At 38.0% G+C, this 19340-nt stretch carries 19 protein-coding genes; 11 read left to right on the plus strand and 8 right to left on the minus strand.

The features are described from left to right. Positions 1-5: 5 nt before the first annotated feature. The 5 genes from tssD (FK004_RS02130) to FK004_RS02150 form a co-directional block, all read right to left on the minus strand. Positions 6-401, minus strand: a complete 396-nt coding sequence (gene tssD, locus FK004_RS02130) for a type VI secretion system tube protein TssD (protein WP_108735760.1) — start codon at positions 399-401, stop codon at positions 6-8. A 114-nt stretch (positions 402-515) separates the two neighbouring features. Beyond that, positions 516-902: a type VI secretion system tube protein TssD gene (tssD, locus tag FK004_RS02135; RefSeq protein WP_108735761.1), complete on the minus strand. Its 387-nt coding sequence runs from the start codon at positions 900-902 to the stop codon at positions 516-518. Between the two features lie 203 nt (positions 903-1105). Continuing rightward, on the minus strand, positions 1106-2458 hold the full coding sequence (locus tag FK004_RS02140; protein WP_227871699.1) for a DUF5458 family protein: 1353 nt from the start codon (positions 2456-2458) through the stop codon (positions 1106-1108). 26 nt (positions 2459-2484) lie between these two features. Then, a complete protein-coding gene (locus tag FK004_RS02145; protein ID WP_108735763.1) occupies positions 2485-2949 on the minus strand; it encodes a hypothetical protein in 465 nt (154 codons plus the stop codon). Positions 2950-2995: 46 nt separating this feature from the next. After that, the gene (locus FK004_RS02150) at positions 2996-3988 is read right to left on the minus strand and encodes a PKD domain-containing protein (protein ID WP_108735764.1); all 993 of its coding nucleotides are present in this window, start codon (positions 3986-3988) and stop codon (positions 2996-2998) included. A gap of 383 nt (positions 3989-4371) precedes the next feature. On the opposite strand from FK004_RS02150, the gene FK004_RS02155 reads away from it, so the two are divergent. Genes FK004_RS02155 through FK004_RS02190 form a run of 8 tightly spaced genes read left to right on the plus strand, consistent with a single transcriptional unit; the run spans position 4372 to position 13224 of the window. Further along, positions 4372-4962 carry a C40 family peptidase gene (locus FK004_RS02155; RefSeq protein WP_157956003.1) on the plus strand — a complete coding sequence of 197 codons (591 nt, stop codon included), beginning with the start codon at positions 4372-4374 and terminating at the stop codon, positions 4960-4962. 6 nt (positions 4963-4968) lie between these two features. Next, entirely contained in the window at positions 4969-5895 is a 927-nt protein-coding gene (locus FK004_RS02160) for a hypothetical protein (protein ID WP_108735766.1), read from the plus strand. After that, positions 5895-6761, plus strand: coding sequence for a TssN family type VI secretion system protein (locus FK004_RS02165; protein ID WP_108735767.1), 867 nt, complete (start codon positions 5895-5897; stop codon positions 6759-6761). The genes FK004_RS02160 and FK004_RS02165 overlap by 1 nt, the downstream gene beginning before the upstream one ends. Before the next feature lie 11 nt (positions 6762-6772). Further along, positions 6773-7960: a hypothetical protein gene (locus FK004_RS02170; RefSeq protein ID WP_108735768.1), complete on the plus strand. Its 1188-nt coding sequence runs from the start codon at positions 6773-6775 to the stop codon at positions 7958-7960. A gap of 14 nt (positions 7961-7974) precedes the next feature. Further along, positions 7975-8490 (plus strand): type VI secretion system TssO, encoded by a 516-nt coding sequence (tssO, locus tag FK004_RS02175; RefSeq protein WP_108735769.1) that lies wholly within the window; start codon positions 7975-7977, stop codon positions 8488-8490. 11 nt (positions 8491-8501) lie between these two features. After that, the gene (locus tag FK004_RS02180; protein WP_108735770.1) at positions 8502-10964 is read left to right on the plus strand and encodes an AAA family ATPase; all 2463 of its coding nucleotides are present in this window, start codon (positions 8502-8504) and stop codon (positions 10962-10964) included. Next, positions 10933-11364: a GPW/gp25 family protein gene (locus tag FK004_RS02185; RefSeq protein WP_108735771.1), complete on the plus strand. Its 432-nt coding sequence runs from the start codon at positions 10933-10935 to the stop codon at positions 11362-11364. The genes FK004_RS02180 and FK004_RS02185 overlap by 32 nt, the downstream gene beginning before the upstream one ends. A gap of 9 nt (positions 11365-11373) precedes the next feature. Continuing rightward, positions 11374-13224: a type VI secretion system baseplate subunit TssF gene (locus tag FK004_RS02190; RefSeq protein ID WP_108735772.1), complete on the plus strand. Its 1851-nt coding sequence runs from the start codon at positions 11374-11376 to the stop codon at positions 13222-13224. A gap of 62 nt (positions 13225-13286) precedes the next feature. Here FK004_RS02190 and rpmA read toward each other — a convergent pair whose 3' ends face one another. After that, entirely contained in the window at positions 13287-13547 is a 261-nt protein-coding gene (gene rpmA, locus FK004_RS02195; RefSeq protein ID WP_071636208.1) for a 50S ribosomal protein L27, read from the minus strand. A 23-nt stretch (positions 13548-13570) separates the two neighbouring features. After that, the gene (gene rplU / locus FK004_RS02200; protein ID WP_108735773.1) at positions 13571-13942 is read right to left on the minus strand and encodes a 50S ribosomal protein L21; all 372 of its coding nucleotides are present in this window, start codon (positions 13940-13942) and stop codon (positions 13571-13573) included. A 272-nt stretch (positions 13943-14214) separates the two neighbouring features. On the opposite strand from rplU, the gene FK004_RS02205 reads away from it, so the two are divergent. Together FK004_RS02205 and FK004_RS02210 are read left to right on the plus strand one after the other, a co-directional pair. Beyond that, the gene (locus FK004_RS02205; protein WP_108735774.1) at positions 14215-15543 is read left to right on the plus strand and encodes a M16 family metallopeptidase; all 1329 of its coding nucleotides are present in this window, start codon (positions 14215-14217) and stop codon (positions 15541-15543) included. Between the two features lie 3 nt (positions 15544-15546). After that, positions 15547-17595: a M16 family metallopeptidase gene (locus FK004_RS02210; protein ID WP_193844350.1), complete on the plus strand. Its 2049-nt coding sequence runs from the start codon at positions 15547-15549 to the stop codon at positions 17593-17595. 192 nt (positions 17596-17787) lie between these two features. Here the strand turns inward: FK004_RS02210 and FK004_RS02215 are convergent, their stop codons facing one another. Then, a complete protein-coding gene (locus tag FK004_RS02215) occupies positions 17788-18651 on the minus strand; it encodes a DMT family transporter (RefSeq protein WP_108735775.1) in 864 nt (287 codons plus the stop codon). A gap of 127 nt (positions 18652-18778) precedes the next feature. Between FK004_RS02215 and FK004_RS02220 the strand changes: the two genes are divergently transcribed. Then, positions 18779-19336 (plus strand): heavy-metal-associated domain-containing protein, encoded by a 558-nt coding sequence (locus FK004_RS02220; protein WP_108735776.1) that lies wholly within the window; start codon positions 18779-18781, stop codon positions 19334-19336. Positions 19337-19340: the final 4 nt, after the last annotated feature.

Raw genomic sequence — 19340 nt, forward strand, 5'->3', positions numbered from 1 at the left:
ATTGATTAGAATTTCAAAGGCCAGTTCCTTGCAAATTGGGAACCATTCATATTGATCTCCTTGGCAGAAACCACAATTTCTATTTTCATAGACATGGTATTATATGCCACAAAAAGCTCATCATAACGAATACAGTACGCTTCTTTGAATTGTAATTCACGCATTTTCGAAATAGCATCTCTCCTGTAGAAAGTCAGCTTTCCGTTTTTTGTCTGTGAGTTACTTACCATCCAGTCAAAAAGCATGGTGCTTTTTGTAGATTCTACTACAATACGGATTTTCCCTCCGGCAGGATCTGCTGAAGGTTTACCGCTTTTGTCGGTATCCTGGCCAATAGTGCACTGGAATTCCAGTACATTCATGACTTCACCATCAATTTCGAGCTTTGCTAAAAAAGACATATATAAAAATTTAATAAATTAAAAGAATCCTGAAAACAACATGAAACAATAATAAAGGGAATGTGTGATACAGCCCCTTTATCATTTAATTTTCAGTGTAAAATTCCAATCGAATTATACCCATTCGTTAATATGTCCACCACCTCCACAGCTAATTTCTTTAGCAGAGATTGTAAATGTTTCAACCAGAGGATTTCCTCCTGTTGCATCGAATGTTTCCTTGTACTTTATTAAGTAGCCTTCTTTCCAGTTCATTTCTTTTAGTTTAGCATCAGTATCACGCTTAACATATTGAATTGAACCATCTTTACGCTCGAAATTATTGGTCATCCATTCGAAGAAGAATGAATCGCCAGTAGATTCTACAGTTAAGTTAATTGTTCCTCCGCGGGTTACAGAAGATGGGCGGCCTGTTGCATCGATTTCCTGATGCAGATCATAAGAAGCACTTAAGATGTTTAGCTCTTTACCGCCAACTTTGAGTTTTGATTTGAATGACATAATAAAAAAATTTAAGGATTAAAATTTATTGATTTATATAAGTAAGGTGAATTTCTTATATTAAATAGAATAATATCTAATTTACTTAAAAATACCGAAAAGCTGTCATTAAAACTCTTAAATAAAACGAAAATTTTTGATTAACTTTTTGATTTTTAACATCTTGAACTGTCGCAATATGTCAGTTCAGTATAGTTATAACATTATTTGGATTCTGCATATTCCGTATCCCAATCATTACCATCATCTCCTTTTTGACCATCCATTTTAATAAGGAAGTTTTTTGCAGGAAAATAAGGTTTCAATCGGATATCAAGGAAAATCCTGTCTTTTTGGTTCGGATCCTGCTCAAATCTTTTGATTTCAAAATCTTCAATCAGCTTGTCCGGTCCGGCAACATTGTCCAGGAATTTCACAATCTGGTTGAGAATTTCTTTGCGTGTTTTAGCATTGAAATTTTCAAAAGCACGACGGTTCAAAAAGTCCATCAACACTTTGGTTACATAATCAAAAACACGAACAACTGAATACGTTTGCAATCCTAAGTTATCACCATTAAAAAGGGTTTTCCCTGAAAAGGCCATTACTTTACCATATTCATTAACCATCGGAATTAAACCAAGGTTTTCCAGGTTGGCAATCTCACTTTTCTTTAAGTCAAATTTTACCCCGTCCACTTCATTAATTCCACCAAATTTTTTACCTGCCGTTACCTGTGACATCAACGTGTTGTAAATTTTCCCGGCTAAAGCGGTGGAAGGAGGGATATATAAATTTTCCTGTTCGTCCACTTCATCATGCTTGCCTCTTCCTACCAACCAGTTACAAGCCATCATCACATTGGAGCGATAGGCATCACCACCGGTAAGATTGGCGGATTCAAACATTTCCATTACATCATCCGGTTCGTCCAAATGTTGAAAATCGGTAATCAGCATTACTTTATTATCATAGGCAATTTTCGCCCATTTTTCAATTACTTTATTAGAGCCTAAATAGCCTGGTATAACCAGTAAGGAATAATTCTGGCGCAAATCAAGACGGTCAAAACCATTCACCAACTCCTCCTGAATATTATCAATAAAACGGGAGTTATCAAGATCTTTCAACTGCTCCAATTCGGCATTCATAATAGAGATATTCTTTACCTTGCTTTCTTCTGTATTTTTATAGAACAAAGAAAGGGTACGGTAATTTTCTTCCAATTCCTTAGAATCAGCTACTGCCGTAGATAGATTTTTTTTCAACGCTTTTTCGGCATCCTCCGATTTTTTAGAGCATTCCGCCACTAAATCGATAAGGTTGTCGGATGTTTTTAAGGACTCAGCCCACAACTTCAACACTCTTTTCAGGGCATCGCGCTCACTTTTTTTACTGCTTTCGCTTAAAAATATATTTTTACGGGCTTTACGACCAGGATTCAGGTTCTGAACCCCTTCAATAGACCCTTCTAATAAATAAAATCCTCCAAACTGAATAAATGATTCTAATTTTTGCTCCAGCGTACGGTCGGAAAGTGGCTTGTTTTCCTGCACATTATTCAATGACGCTTTCATATTTCCCTGATTTATCATACTATTCTTTATTTATCCGTTTGTTCAATTTCCTGTATTAAAGCCTCAATTGTTTCAATAATCGATTTTTTAGCTTCAGGATCCTGCAAGGCCAGTTTTAATACTTTATTTGTTTTTAATTGCTTAATCATTTTTTGGTATTGCTCATTTTTAGTTTTGAGGTCAAGCAAAAAAGGACTCTGCGTAATTAGGCCATTAATAGAGAAATCACCTATGTTTTTAAACGCAAGCTCCTCCCGAACGTGGCGTCCCTGGTCATCTTCAAAAGCCACATTGATCCTGGGATCAAAATGCTCAAAAACTTCATCCATATTTTTTAATCCAGTGACAATCTCTGGTCTTACTGGCGTATTAGGGGTAAGCTTTTGGGCTATAAGTGTTTTATTTTGAGGAATTTCAAGGATGCTTTCCTGGCCTTCTTGTCGCACTTCGTTACCTCCTATTCCGTAACTGTTTGAAAATGTATTTGCCATATTGGGTCTACTTTTAAATGTTAATAATCTATAGGCCTTTAAAAACCTAAAAAATGGTTTTATATTTATAATTCAATAAAATTACAGTCACGCAGTTGTCTTTATCCCGCTGCAAAGTCACTTTTTTTACATTGATTCCACGGTTCCTTACTGATTCGTCCAATGCTTTAAGCGACATGCTCTTACCGCCTTTTAGTTGTACCAAAGGAAGGTTGTCTTCACAGAAATAACGGGTAAGGTTTTCATAGGACAACTGATCAGCCGAAACACCCAAAAGCATTTTTTTGAATTTTTCTTCATCAATATTGGCAATCTCAGGGCTACGTTTTGGAGCATCCGGTAATTTGTCAAAATACTCTTTCACTGCATCACCACGGGCACTTCCTCTACGCTCCAAACGCTCTTTTACAAGGTCTTTCTGTTCTTTCTTAGCAGGAAGTACCACGATAGAGGCATACTTTACATATTTGATGTCGCCATTCACCACCAGAGAAACTTTTTTCTCTCCCGGCGTTTTATACACATAGGAAGGATTTTTCTCCAAAGCATCTATTTTTTGGCTATCACCAAAACGCCATTCCCAGGATTTTGCATGCGCAGTAGAATCACTGAATTTTACAATATCTCCCTGATATACAATTTTTGGAGATTTGAATTTTGGAAACAATGCCGCATCCAGCACATCGTTTTTGGCGGTAATCGTAATCGTCTGTTCTACGGTACAATTATTATTAACAAGGAGTTTTACGGTATATTTTCCAGGTTTGGAAAAAGCATGGGCCACTTTGGAGCGATACGATATTTTCGTACCATCACCAAAATACCATCGCCATTCGTAAGAATTTTTAGAATCGTCGGAAAAAGTAATAAGTTCCCCGGTTCTAAACGAAGGGGCATCTACCTTAAATTCTTTCACTGTGCAAACTGCTTTTTCATTTATTTTAAATGCTAACAGTCCACAGGAAACTATAAAAATTACAATAAAAAATACTATAATCTTCAGGTCAAAGTGGGTCTTTATTTGGTTAGTCTTATTCATTTATAACGTATGGGGGCTAATTATAAAATGCGTAACTGGTAATCCGTAATGTTTTATTTCAAATTTATAAAAATTTCATTCACTTTCACCACTATAGCGCAAAAGGCGACTTTTTTGTTATACAGAATGCATCATTTTAACATATCAATAATTCGGCAAAGCTTGATTTTATTGATTTTCTTTGCAATGATAATATTTTGTTAAATTCACATTAACAAAAACAATATGTACTTTTTTTGACTAAAAATTATTAATTTAACACCCTGATTGATTTTAATAAATTACTTTTATTCTCAGTCTGGATACGCAATATGTGACATTATCCCATGTTCCGTATACGATTTGTATTAATAATATGTTTTGCCCCCAAATTTTATTATAATATGATTAAAAAAATAGTTATCTTAATCCTTGTGACAGGCTGCATTATCTCGTGCCGCCCGAAAAAAGATTATATCATTACTGATGAGTACGCAAACAAGGAATTAGGCGCTTTAAAAAACCCTAATTCAAAGCATGTATACAACAAAGTGTTGTCGGAAGAAGACCGGGCTTATTTTGCTAAAACATTAAATGTTGCGCCTGCCGAAATTACCAATGAAAAGCTGTACAACTTCATCCGAAGCTGGGAAGGGACGGTATATGTTTATGGTGGGGAAACCCGCCAGGGAATTGATTGCTCTGCCCTGATCCGTGAGCTGTATGTCTATGTATATAACACCAAATTACCCCGAACTGCAGATGAGATGAGTACTGATCCAAGAATGGAACTTTTTAAATCTCCCGATAATCTTCGGGAAGGCGATTTGGTCTTTTTTAGGATTTCAGACGAAAAAATAATCAGCCATGTGGGTATCTACCTCAGAAATAATAAATTTTTCGCTGCCAACCAATATGGTGGAGTGGAAATCGTCAGTCTAAAAAAGGCCTATTGGAAGAAAAATTTTATTGCCGCAGGGAGATTTCAACAATAGAAGGCTATGGTAAACAAAAAACATTTCACCGAAAACTACAGGAATCTTACGTCTTTTGACCTCAAGGCAGAATTGCTGTTTGAAGCATTGCTCAAAAACAAAAACCATGATCTGGATATTGTAATCAAGCCCAATGGGCTTTTTCACAGGAAGTTCAGTAAAGACACCATGAGCATCACTACAGATGTTAATGATTCGGATATTTTGAATATCGGCCTGAGCCGTGACGGCTATTATGATGTCCTACCGGAAAGTATAACCCATAATTATCGGAACCGCGATCAGAAAGAAGACCCTGTACAAGAGTATAAAACCCGGAAAAGAGAAGAAAAAGACGCACGTTTCTTTTACAATCCATTAGAAAATGAATTATTCCGGTTCCGCCATTCGATAGAAAAATATGAATCCGATTTTTTCGCTAACCTGAATACCACAGGTATAGCCGATATCATCAGGATCATATTGGGTGTCGAAAATAACATACCCGACATTCTGGTGGTCAAGATGTTCTATGCTCTTATGAAGCAAAAAGACAATAACGGCCAGAACATATCCGATATCACCCGTATACTCGAAAAAATAATCGGGGAAAAAGTCAGTTTTACCGCCCGGAATATTCAGCTGGAGCATGTATTTGATGTGGTGGAAGAGACTACTGAAATGATCATGGGAATCAATACAACCTTAGAAAGCAATCAGGAAATTTTCCTGAAAAAATATAATTTCAGTATTGGGCCATTGCATAATCCTGACAACCTGCCCCATTACTTCCACGATCAGGTACTGGAAAGTTTCCTGAATACATTTTTCAACCTTTTCCTTCCCTTTCAGGTACAGTTTACTTTTGAGATACACCTGAATCCGGAAGATGAGCAATTTGCAATGGACGACACAATTTATAAATCAAGATTAGGAATTTCAACCGTATTATAATGATAAGAAAATACTTAAACCATATCGGCGGAGGCCAAACGTTACTGTACGTATTTGTAATTATTGCGATCGCAATGATTATAAGCCTGTTTATCGGTATCAAAACCCCTAAATTCAGGCAGGAAAAGAAAAAGTATTTTATCTATATTTTCATACAGGCACTTTTCTTCGTCATTTTTGGAGCACTATTATATAACCTAAAAAACACGACGTTAAATGTCCGGTTCATCACTTTTCAGATCTACCTGCTGATTGCCGGGGCGATACACCTGACTACATACCATATTTATTTTAAAAGGTTTGAGGCGAAAGAACTTTACAAAGAGATTTTTATTGCTTTTGTATCTGCACTATTCCTTTCTGCTTTTTTAATACTACTGGTATGCCATTTCCAGGAAATCAATTACCTGATTTATTATTGCGGTACACTATTGTTCTTTGTCATTCCTACACTTTGTTATGGCTTGTTCCAAACTGCCGTTTCCATTCCTGTAAAATTACACAAGCGCTGGTTCTATCCTGTAACGGGGAAATATCCTTCGCCACAAATATCAGAGATGCGAAATGTGATCATCCTGAATCTGGTATTCCAGAAAAAAGCAAATGATCCCCAAATCATTAATTTTAAGGTAAAAGCCCCTAAAGGATTCGATTACGGCCGTCTGTTTTATTATTTCATCAATGATTATAATGAAAAAAATCCAAACAGCCAGATTCACTACCTCGATGATAAAAACCAGCCTTTTGGATGGTATTTCTATACAAAACCCAAATGGTTCAGTTCCTCAAATTACATCGACCCGGAACTGGCCATCGACACCAATAACATACAAGACGGAGAAACAATAATTTGTCAACGAATATAATTTTTACAATTATGGCTGAAAATATAAAACACTTTCCTGTAAACTGGATTGATGGAATGAAGATCAACAAAAACCATTTCATCACATTACAGGATAATATTGAAGATCTCGTACGTGATGCCCGAAACCTGGGTATTAACGAATTGAATTACGGGCTTTTATCTACAAATCTTACACGCCCGTTCCAATATGCGGTATCGATTGATGCACACAATGAACTGAGCGTTACGATAAAAATGCTAAAAGCGGTTACACCCGGAGGAGGACGTATTGAAATCACCGATTATACCGGGGAATTCAGTGAGAAAATTGAATTGAAAGATTTTGATTTCAAGGAGAACAACTACTATTTGATGCTCAATGTCGATCCGTTCCAAAGGATCCCGACCGGAGAACAAAATATGGAGGAAATCCCACCTCGTTTTCCCTATGCCATGTCCCGTTATTTCCTGACCAGTGTAATTGAAAGCGAAGTGAATCAAAATAATATTGGCGCACTACAATTTCCTTTGGCAAAATTTAAAACGTCTGCCAACAGTTATGAGATACTAACGAATTTCATACCGCCAAGCCTGACCGTAAACAGCCATCCGATACTGATCACATTATTTGAGAACTATGAATCCTTTTTCAAGCAACTGGAATTCAGCACGGTTCAAATCAGTCAGAAAATACGGATGCGTAACAATAATGAAGACGAAAACCTGATTGCGACCATCGTATTTGATGCCTGCGAAAAAACGTTGAATTATGTAGGGCAGCACATCAACAGAAACAAATGGATGAGTTTTAGCCGTAGTCCAATGGAAGTTTTAGACACCATTGTGAGCCTGGCGCGGGTAATGAAAAACAGTTTTGATTCTTTTTCCGGCGACGGGAAAGAAATGCTTTTCAACTACTTCTCGGAATGGACCGAGATTTCCAGTGGTGACTACGAAAGGCTTTTTTCCGACACGATAAACGTCAAATACAAAGCCTATGACATCGAACAAACGGTACACCAGGCTAACAATTTCATTGCTAAAATCGAATACCTGTTTGGCATTTTGAACCAACTGGATTATATCGGTAAGAAACGGGATACTGGAATTTTTGTCAATGAAAATATTGTCAGAAGCGAAAGAAGCACCAGTTTCTTTGGCAGTAATGATGACGATAAAGATACCCCTAACAGCGCTCCTTCCTTTTTGGCAGAATAGATAAATAAAAAAATATGGATATACTTAATAAAAAAGAGCGTACTTCTGCGTTCCTGCTTTTTCTTCTGATGTTTATCATCACTACAGGTGTATTGATCCTGGCAATATTTTTCAATTACAGGCTTCCTTTAAAGGAAAATGAAGTACTGAAAGCCGAAAATGATAAAATCCTGACGGAATTTAATTTCCAGAAAAAATTCTCCGATAAAGTCGAACACATCGGCGTACTGATTGATTCATTAGATAAAGCACCGGAAAGCTTCCAGTTTATCGAGCAGTCTATCAATTACGAACTGGTGGAGTTGAAAGAGAAAATTCCAGTAGATTCTGATCAGAGCCTTAAATTGTATGAAAATGTTATCATTACTATTAATGACCTTGTAAAAGCCAAAAAACTATTGCTGCAGGTGAACGATTCCAAAAAGGAAATAGACCAGCTTAACAACCAGATCAAGGCCTATGAAGATGAGAATAAAGATTTAATACGGGAATTACAAATCGCAAGACAACTCGGCAGCAGAGCTAACTAAATCTACGAATTATGGTTACAGAAGATATCGCACAGGCAATATTTATTGCAAAAAAACTGGCCAAAGAAAATTTCAATCAAAAATATGCGGCAGCACATTTACTAAAAGCATTACTCAACCCGCAATTCAACTTTATGAAAGAGCTGGATGCAGCTGGCATTGATGTTTTTTATCTTGATGAATGGGCGGATATTCGCATCAGTGAATACCCAAAAGCGACAAAACCCAGTGATGACCCTAATCCGGACGATAGTGTCACTACTGTAATCAATGAAGCGGAAGACCTTGCGAAAAAATCAGGTTCCGAAGTGAGCTTTGTTCCTTTGCTAACCGCACTGGTTACTCCTGGCGTAGGCTTTTCCTATGACCAGCTAAAATCATTACCATTGAATCCAGCAGAAATCAGTACAGCATTCAATGTCGGTACAGCACCAAAAACAGCTGAAAAAGCACCTGCTGCAGCCATTGGAAATTCTTCATTGCTGGAAAAATACTGTACCGATAAAATACAGTATTACAAAGAGCATGAAACCACGCCTATGATTGGCCGGGATGAAGAGCTAAAAACAATAACGGAAATCTTAAACCGAAAACTAAAACCCCATGTCATTGTAATTGGGGAATCGGGAGTAGGAAAATCTGCCCTAATCGAAGGATTTTGTGTAAAAATTGCCAACAAAACTATCCTGGACGCCTTTAATGACGCCCATGTCTTTGAGATCAATATTGGTGCATTATTTGCCGGAGCTTCCTATAAAGGGGAAGTCGAAGACCGCCTCCAGAAAATTTTCAATGAGGTAAAAAGGTATCAAAAACCGATTTTATTCATTGATGACATTCACGAATTATTTGATTCCAACCAGGGATCCGGAATTGGCAGCATCATAAAATCGGAACTTTCAAAAGGGTACATTACCTTTATTGGCGCGACCACTACCGAAAAATTCAGGAAATCATTAGGGAAAGACGATGCACTTTCGAGACGTTTTGAAACACTGGAAATCCAGGAACCCAATCAGGAATTGGCTTTCCGAATGATCAAAAATGTAATTTCCCATTATCAGGATCATCATGATTTCAGTATTGATGAAGAAGGGCTGAAAGAATCCATCCGCCTTTCAAAACGCTACCTCAAGGAAAAGTCACTCCCCGATTCTGCGCTGGACCTGATTGACCGCACCATGTCTTCGCTAAAAGTAGCCAAGGAAACGATCAAAAAAGAACTTCCGGAACTTAAAAAGCAAATGGAAGCCTTATCTGGGATCATGGAGGAATTGGAAAAAGAAGAACAAATTGCATGGCTGCATTCCGATATCGAAAATAAGTCCGGAAAACTCTTTAACGGCGCAGAAACGGACACTACCTTTTCCGCTTTAACCGGTAATGAGGAAAGAATAACGCACATCCAAATGCTACTGGATAAACTGGAACAATTACATGAAGAGGAAAATACAGTATCTCCGGGACACCTGTCTTTGGTCGTATCAGGAATCACCGGTATTCCTGCCGGAAAAGTAAAATCAGACGAAAGAGAACGCCTGCTGGATATTGAAAATACCTTGAAGCAACGCGTTATCGGTCAGGATCACGCGGTAAAAGTCGTAGCCGATGCCATTTTGGAATCGCGCTCCGGACTGACCAAACCCGGTCAGCCTATCGGGTCCTTCTTCTTCTTAGGGCCAACAGGAACCGGTAAAACCGAATTGGCTAAATCACTTGCGGATTTTCTATTTGGAGATGAGAATGCGATCATACGCTTAGACATGTCCGAATTTAAAGAAGAACATTCCGCAGCCCTATTATACGGAGCACCTCCAGGATATGTCGGATATGAAGAAGGTGGATTATTAGTGAATAAAATCAGGCAAAAGCCGTATTCCATTGTATTATTTGATGAGATTGAAAAAGCCCATAAATCGGTGTTTGATGTTTTTCTTCAAATATTGGACGAAGGAAAACTCCATGATCGTTTAGGAAAAGAAGGTGACTTCTCCAATGCTGTCATCCTGTTTACCTCGAATATTGGATCGGATTTTATTGTAAAATCATTTGAAAATGATATCATCCCGAAATCAAATGACCTGATCCAGTTAATGACAGGCTATTTCCGCCCGGAATTCTTAGGGCGCCTCACCGAAATTATTCCTTTTGCCCCAATCAATAAAAACAGCGTTTCCAGAATATTTGACATTCACCTCAAGAAAGAGTTGATTCAACTGCTGGACAAACTGGATATCACACTCGAAATTGCACCGGAAGACAAAGAGCGTATTGCCCTAATGGGCTTTAGCCCGGAATATGGCGCACGACCGATTAAAGGAACCATTCGGAACCAGCTGAAACGGCCATTATCACGGATGATTATTTCCAACGAAATAAAAAAGGGCGACCAGTTAAAAGTCACTTTAAATGATGAAGGAGAAATTAAATTTACCGTAACCCATGAAAGACCTATTTTACAAAATACCGATTGATTTCAAACGCTTATCCAGCGGTGAAGACCTTCGAAAGGTAACTATTGAAGAATCACTGGCACAGTACATCTCCCTGATCATAACTACTATTTTCGGGGAGTACAAATACGACACTGAATTTGGGACTGTCATCTGGGAAACCGATTTCAACCTGTTAGCAAATGCCAACCAGCTCAAAGACATGATTAAGGAATCAGTGCACGAAAAAGTCAAAAAATATGAAAAGCGCCTCATCATCACCGATGTAACCCTGGGTGTCAGCGAAGATACCGTGAGTTATGAAACCAATATCAGGGTCAAAAAAAGACTGGATATTGTCGTTTATGGAGTGATCAAAAAAACGAACCAGCCTTATTATTACAAAAGTTCCTATTTTTTAGCGCCCTTTTCCTTTAAATAAATTAAGTACATGAACCAACTATCAAAAGACCAGATAAAAGACCGATTATTAAAGCGCGCTGCAAAACAATGGGGTTATTCTGATGTGGAACTCGAAAATGTCTTTGATCCGATAGTAAACCTTCTTTTTGATGTTTGTGCCAAAGAATTGGAAAAAATATCGAATGAGATATTCTCCAGCCGAAGAAGAATCACAGAACGGCTGGTAGACATCCTGACCCCGACAGCATCAGCCAAAGCCAATCCGGCACGTGCCATATTGCGCGCTTATCCTGTAGAAAATGAAGTGGTCCTTAATGACTATCACCAGTTTTATTTCCAGAAAAAAGAACAAAACCCCTATAATCCAACGGAGAATGTTATCCGGAATTACTTTTTTGGCCCTACAAAACCGGTAAAATTAACCCGGAACAAACTCAGCTATGTCATATTGCCCAGTGGCGTACAGGAAATTGTAAAAGAGCAATTCCGCGAAACGGTAAGCAGTAACAACTACCTGGCACCGGCGCCACACGGCACTATCTGGTTAGGAATAAAACACCAGGGTGATGGAATCATCAAAGACCTCATGTTTTATTTCTACCTCAAAAACATCCACCACAGAAATACTTTTTTTCATTTTCTGCCCCGCGCACGCTGGTACCTCAATGAGCATCTCCTGACTACGGCACAAGGCTATAATAATGATGATAAACATTTCAATGAGGATGATGGCCTGATGCAGGAAGATTTTTACCACATCGAGCGTACTCAGGAGCATACGAATGATTATTACAAAAAGAATTTTATTACCATTAAGGATGTGATTAACATCGGGGATACCAATGCCTCCCTACCACCGGCATTATCAGCTTTTATTCCGGCAGAAGACCTGAAAAAATTAGCTGAAGAGCAATTAACCTGGATCCGGATTGAGTTTCCGAATGTCATTGGCAAAAGTATTCTATCGGAAATATTTTGTGCCAATAACTGCTTCCCGGTTATCAATAAAAAGCTGAATGAGATACAGGGTAATATCAAGAACTTACTGAACATTTATCCGCTGAACCTGAATGATGAATTTTTCATGGAATTATTCTCCGTACAGGATGATAAGAACAAGGAATTTGATATTGTCAAAAAGGATGAGGAAAAGTCCGATGAAGACTATGCTTACCTGCGTTTTGGAGGTGTTGCACGTTTTGACGAACGGAATGCCACAGAAGAAATCAATTACCTGATTGACCTGATTCGTGATGAAGCTGCGGCTTTTTCGAGATTAGGGCATGATTTTACAGACAATAATTTGAAAGAGATCAACCAGATCATTTCCCGTTTTCGGAATAAAATGTCGCAGGTGGGAATGCAGAACATCAACAATCCCTATCTTATCCTGAATACCAAAAACAGTCCGGAACGTGGAACCCTTTTTGTAAAATACTGGACTACCAATGGTGAAAATGCCAATAAGATAAATACTTTTTCCCGATTGGTATTACACAAGGGCTCAGACTTCGAAAAAGATACTATCTTATTTTTATCGACTACACAGGGCGGTAAAAATGAACTTACGAATTCCGAGAAGATCTATGCTTATCGTGAAAACCTGGTATCCAACCAAAGAGTGGTAACCCGGCAGGACATTATCATCCTGTGCAAAAATCATTATGGAGAGGCTATTACGGAGGTAGAAGTAAAAAACGGCATACAGACCAGTATGGACAGCAATGTCGGTTATACGCCTACGATAGACATTTACCTGAAACAAAAAGATCCGGAATATTATAATGAAGAAGAATGGTATTTCCTGAGTGAAGACCTGAAGCTGATGATTGAAAACCGGGCCATCAATATTGTGCCGTTTCGTATTATTTATAAATAGAGCCATAAAAAAACCCATCTCGTAAAACGGATGGGTTTCTTGTATTAGATACTCTTAATTTCTTATGCTTCGAATGGAAGGATAGAAACGTAAGATTTGTTATCTCTTTTCTTTTGGAACTTAACAACTCCATCAACTTTTGCATGTAAAGTATGATCTTTACTGATGTAAACGTTTTCACCTGGATTGTGTTTAGAACCTCTTTGTCTTACGATAATATTTCCAGCAATTGCAGCCTGTCCACCATAAATCTTAACACCTAAACGTTTCGATTCTGATTCTCTACCATTCTTGGAACTACCGACACCTTTCTTGTGAGCCATGACGTATTAGTTTTAAATGTTAATTATTCTTCTGTAGCTTCTTTTTCTTTCTTAGCAGCAGCTTTTTTCTTTGGAGCCGCTCCAGGAGCAGTGATTCCAGAAATTTGGATCTGAGTTAAAGATTGACGGTGACCGTTTTTCTTTTTGTACCCTTTTCTTCTTTTCTTTTTGAAAACGATTACTTTGTCTCCTTTTAAGTGTTGTAACACTTTGGCTTCTACTGAAGCACCTTCTACAGCTGGGGCGCCTAAAGTTACTACTCCATCAACGTCTAATAAAAGAACTTTTGCAAATGAAATTGCATCTCCTTCTTTATCAGCCAAACGATGAACATAAACCTTTAAGTCTTTGCTTACTTTAAATTGTTGCCCTGCTATCTCTACGATTGCGTACATAACAATAATGTTTAGTTAATTATTTTAAGGTTGCAAATATACAACTAAATATTTATTGTGCAATTGGTTAGCAAAAAAATTACAGCTCTTTTTTAAAGCTCCCAAAAAAGAATCTAAAATCCTCATTTTCAGTAAATGCCTAACCTTTAGCCTACAACAACGCAGAAAAAGTATTTTTATTAAGGCTACCTAAAAAAAAAATGTAGTTTTGTGTAACATATTCTATTACCAACACACTAATTCGTTAAACTAAAACAAATTTATTAATCATTATGAAAAAATCTATAATGGCTTTGAGTTCATTGCTCTTGACAGGGAGTATAGCTTCGGCTCAGAATGTAGCTTTTGAAGAGTACAATTTAGACAATGGCCTCCATGTAATTTTACACAAAGACCCTTCTGCCCCGGTAATCATTACTTCTGTAATGTACCACGTAGGAGCTAAAGATGAAAATCCGGAAAGAACAGGATTTGCACACTTCTTCGAGCACCTTTTATTTGAAGGTACTAAAAACATTGGAAGAGGAGAATGGTTCAAGATTGTAACGGCTAATGGCGGAAACAATAATGCCAACACTACAGAAGACAGAACGTACTACTACGAAGTTTTCCCATCTAACAACCTGAAACTTGCGTTGTGGATGGAATCCGAAAGAATGCTACAGCCCGTTATTAACCAAATCGGTGTAGATACTCAAAATGAGGTAGTAAAAGAAGAAAAAAGACTTCGTTATGACAATAACCCTTATGGTGCGTTAATTCCTGAAGTTAAGAAAAACATGTTTAAAAACCATCCATACCGTTGGACTACTATTGGTTCTATGGCGCATTTGGATGCTGCTACACTGGAAGAATTCCAGGCTTTCAACAAAAAATTCTACATTCCTAACAATGCAGTATTAGTTGTTGCCGGTGATTTTGATACTGCTGAGGCTAAAAAATGGATCCAGGATTATTTCGGACCAATCAGCAAAGGAACACCGATTACCCGTCAGAAATTTGAAGAAGCACCAATCACTCAAACGATAAAAGCGACTTATGAAGATGCTAACATCCAGATTCCGATGATTGTTGCTGCTTATAGAACTCCTTCTATGAAAACCCGTGACGCACGTGTTTTAGATATGATTTCTACTTACCTGACTGGCGGTAAAAGTTCTAAACTATACAAAAATATAGTAGACGAGAAAAAAATGGCTTTACAGATTGGCGCATTCAACTACAGCCAGGAAGATTACGGTACCTATATCATCTACGGATTGCCAATGGCACCACACACCGCTTCAGAAATGATGGGTGAAGTAGATAAAGAAATCGTGAAACTTCAGACAGATTTAATCTCTGAAAACGACTACCAAAAACTGCAAAACAAATTCGAGAATAATTACGTAAGCAACAATGCCAGCGTTGAAGGTATCGCAAGCAACCTTGCTACATACTATTTATTATATGGCGACGTGAATCTTATCAACAATGAAATAGAAATCTACCGTTCTATTACACGTGAAGAAATTAGAGACATCGCAAAAAAATATTTGAACCCTAATCAGAGATTACTGTTAGACTACGTTCCTGCAAAATCTGAAAACAAGAAAATATAAGTCATGAAAAAAATAATATACGCAATTGCCGGTTTGTTTTTAACATTATCTATGCAAGCACAAACAGACAGATCACAACCTAAACCAGGTCCGGCACCAACCGTAAAAGTTGGTAAGCCTGAAACGTTCCAGCTTCCTAACGGGCTGAAAGTTTTAATTGTAGAAAACCATAAATTACCGCGTGTTTCCATAACACTTACATTAGATACAGATCCTTATGCTGAAGGCGCTAAAAAAGGAGTTTCTGATTTAACCAGCAGCATGATGGGTAATGGAACCAGCAAAATAACAAAAGATGCCTTTAACGAGGAAATCGATTTTATTGGTGCCAGCATCAACTTTAGTTCAGGTGGCGCTTATGCAAGTGCTTTGTCTAAATATTATGGCCGTGTAATGGAACTGGTAGCTCAAGGCTCATTAGACCCATTATTTACACAGGCTGAATTTGATAAAGACAAAGCTAAAATGATCGAAGGCCTTAAAGCTGACGAAAAAAGTGTAGCAGAAACAGCTTCAAGAGTACAAAGTGTATTAGTTTTTGGAAAAAACCATCCTGCAGGGGAGTATGTATCCGAACAAACACTAAACAATGTAACACTTGCTGATGTAAAAGCCAACTATGCTAATTATTTCGTTCCTGAAAAAGCTTACCTGGTTATTACAGGTGATGTAAACGTGGAAGAAACTAAAAAATTAGTAGAGAAAAATTTCGGTACATGGAAAAAAACAGCAGCACTAAAAATTGCTTATGCTGATCCAAAAGACGTACAATACACTCAGATCAATTTTGTAGACATGGCAAATGCAGTACAGTCAGAAATCGCTGTAATGAATGTTACGAAATTAAAAATGACTGATAAGGAATATTTTGCTGCAATCTTAGCCAACCAAATCCTTGGTGGTGGTGGTGAAGGCCGTCTTTTCCTAAACCTTCGTGAAGCTCATGGATGGACATACGGTTCATACTCCAGCATTACAGGTAACAAACATGTAAACAGCTTTGGTTCTACCGCTTCTGTTCGTAATGCTGTTACCGACAGTTCTGTAGTTGAAATCTTAAATGAGCTAAAAAGAATCAGAACTACAAAAGTAACTGACGAAGAACTTCGTAATGCAAAAGCGAAATACATCGGAAACTTTGTAATGCAAATTCAAAAGCCACAGACTATCGCTCGTTATGCATTAAACATCGAGACACAGGGATTACCTAAAGATTTTTACGAAAAATACATCAAAAACATCAACGCTGTAACGGCTCAGGATGTAATGAATGCTGCTAAAAAATACTTCTCTTATGACAATGCAAGAATCGTTGTTGTTGGAAAAGGTAGCGAAGTATTACCAGGACTTGAAAAATTAAAAATTCCAATTTTATATTTCGACCGTTTCGGTAACCCTACTGCAAAACCAGAAGTTAAAACAGTAAGCGCTGACGTAACTGCAAAATCAATTTTGGAGAAATACATTGCAGCCATCGGTGGTGAAAAAGCAGCTAAAGCTGTAAAAACTATCGCTTCAAAAGGAACAGCTAAGCTTTCTGTTATGCCAGCTCCGGTAGAGTACACATCAAAAACTGACAGCAAAGGCCAGACTACTATGGAAATGGTAATGAGCGGCACAAGCCTGATGAAACAAGTTGTAAACACAAAAGGTGGGTACATGGTACAACAAGGTCAAAAACAAGAAATCACTGGTACTGATTTAGAAGAAATGAAAGCAAATGCTTTTCCTTTCCCGGAATTAAACCAACTGAACAATAAAGACCTGAAAGTAAAAGGTATCGAAGCTGTAAACGGTAAAGATGCTTATGCTGTTCAAAACGGCAAAACAACTACCTATTACGATGCTGCTTCAGGATTGAAAGTAAGCGAAAGCACGACAACAGAAGCCAATGGACAGTCTATGACTCAAACTACTACATTCTCTGATTACCGTGAGGTAAAAGGTGTTAAAGTACCGTACAAAATAGTAATGAATGTTGGAATTGAAATCGATGTAACCATCACTGATACAAAAATCAATGAAGGTGTCACCGATGCTGACTTCCAATAGATCGCATACAAAATAACTCTTCGGAGGAAAAATCGTCTAAAAAGTAATTTTTAGGCGATTTTTTTTTGCTTCACCAATACAGAGCAGCAACCATATTGTTCCCCTGTCGCAATCGCACATGCAAAAACAGCCTGCAGCCATTCCCGCACGCTATCCCTACAAGCGCAACACCATTTAAAAAAATACTATAGATTAAGCTTTCCTGCTGGAAAGATATACACCACCCAGAATAATCAGGGTACCAAAAAGCTGTAAAGGACTCAGGATTTCCCCATCCAAAAATCCCCAGATCATTGCTACCACAGGAATAAGGTAGGTGACTGAAGAAGCGAATATCGGGGAAGAAATCTGGATCAGCCTAAAGAAAAGGATATTGGCAATTCCAGTACCCACTATAGCAAGGACAACGATATAAAGGGAAGCGGTTTGGGTTTGCGGCAAATGAATTACTTCGAAATAACCGGAAAAATACAACATTGCCAGGGCTGGTATCAGCATCACCACAAAGTTCCCGGTAGTAATACTCACTGAATTCAGATCAGAAAGATATTTTTTAATAAAGTTCACATTCAAAGCATAACAGGCAGCCGCTATCACGACAAGTATAGCAAAATAATAGTTCTGCCCGGGATTATCCACAAAACCGCTTAAAATCAAAACCAGGCACCCTGTAAGCCCTATCAGCACCCCAAACAACTGCCGCCTCTGGAAACCCAGCCCAAAAAACAAGGCACCAAAAATAAGCGTATTGAGCGGCGTCAGGGAATTCAATATTCCGCTAACCGAACTTGAAATTTGGGTTTGGGCAAATGCAAACAGGAACACCGGCATAAAAGTCCCCACGAATGCCGATAAAAAAATGTACTTCCATTGTGTGGATCGTATTTTCTTCAGGCTGTTAAATCCTACTACGATCAAAAATAATGCAGCCGCTACAATTCGCAGCGCACCAAGCTGCACCGGATTCAGGCCCAGCAATCCTTTTTTCATCAATATAAAAGAACTTCCCCATATAAGTGCCAATGGGAGCAACAATAACCATTTTGATTGTTTCATTTTTACCTCTCGATTTATGCCCTCAAAATTCTATTATTTAAATGAATATTGAGTTTCTTTTTTCATTAATTTTGTGCACCGGTTATTTCGGATGATTACAAAATAAAAACCTATAAATAAATACCTTATGAACATTACAAAAAAACTATTAGTAGTTGCTGTAGCAGGATTATTATTTGCAAGCTGCAAAGAAACGCCAAAAAGCGACGTAGAAGGAGCACCAACAACAACCGTTGATACTACAAATACTACTGCTGCCGTAATCAAAGTGGCGCCGGAAAACCTTCAGACAGCCTCATTTACTATCGACGGTATGAGTTGCGCCGTAATGTGTGCTGCTAAAATTGAAAAAGAATTAGCTTCACAGGAAGGCGTACAGTCTGCAAAAGTGGACTTTGACAGCAAAAAAGCAACTATTGAGTACGATGCAACAAAGCAGTCTCCTGAAAAACTGGCTAAAACTGCAGAAGCCGTTGCCGGAGGAAAATTATACAAAGTTTCTAACATCAAATCTTCATCAGATCAGGCTTCACTATTAGACCAGGAAAAACCTGCAAAAAATGCAAAAGCTAAAACAGAAAAAGCTAAAACCACTACTACTACCGAAGAGAAAGGCAAATCATGCCACGAGAGCGGAACGGGCAAAAAAGCTTGTTGTGCAGAAAAGAAAACAACAACTACCTAATCGT

This window comes from Flavobacterium kingsejongi (assembly GCF_003076475.1).
GTDB classification, from domain to species: Bacteria; Bacteroidota; Bacteroidia; order Flavobacteriales; family Flavobacteriaceae; genus Flavobacterium; species Flavobacterium kingsejongi.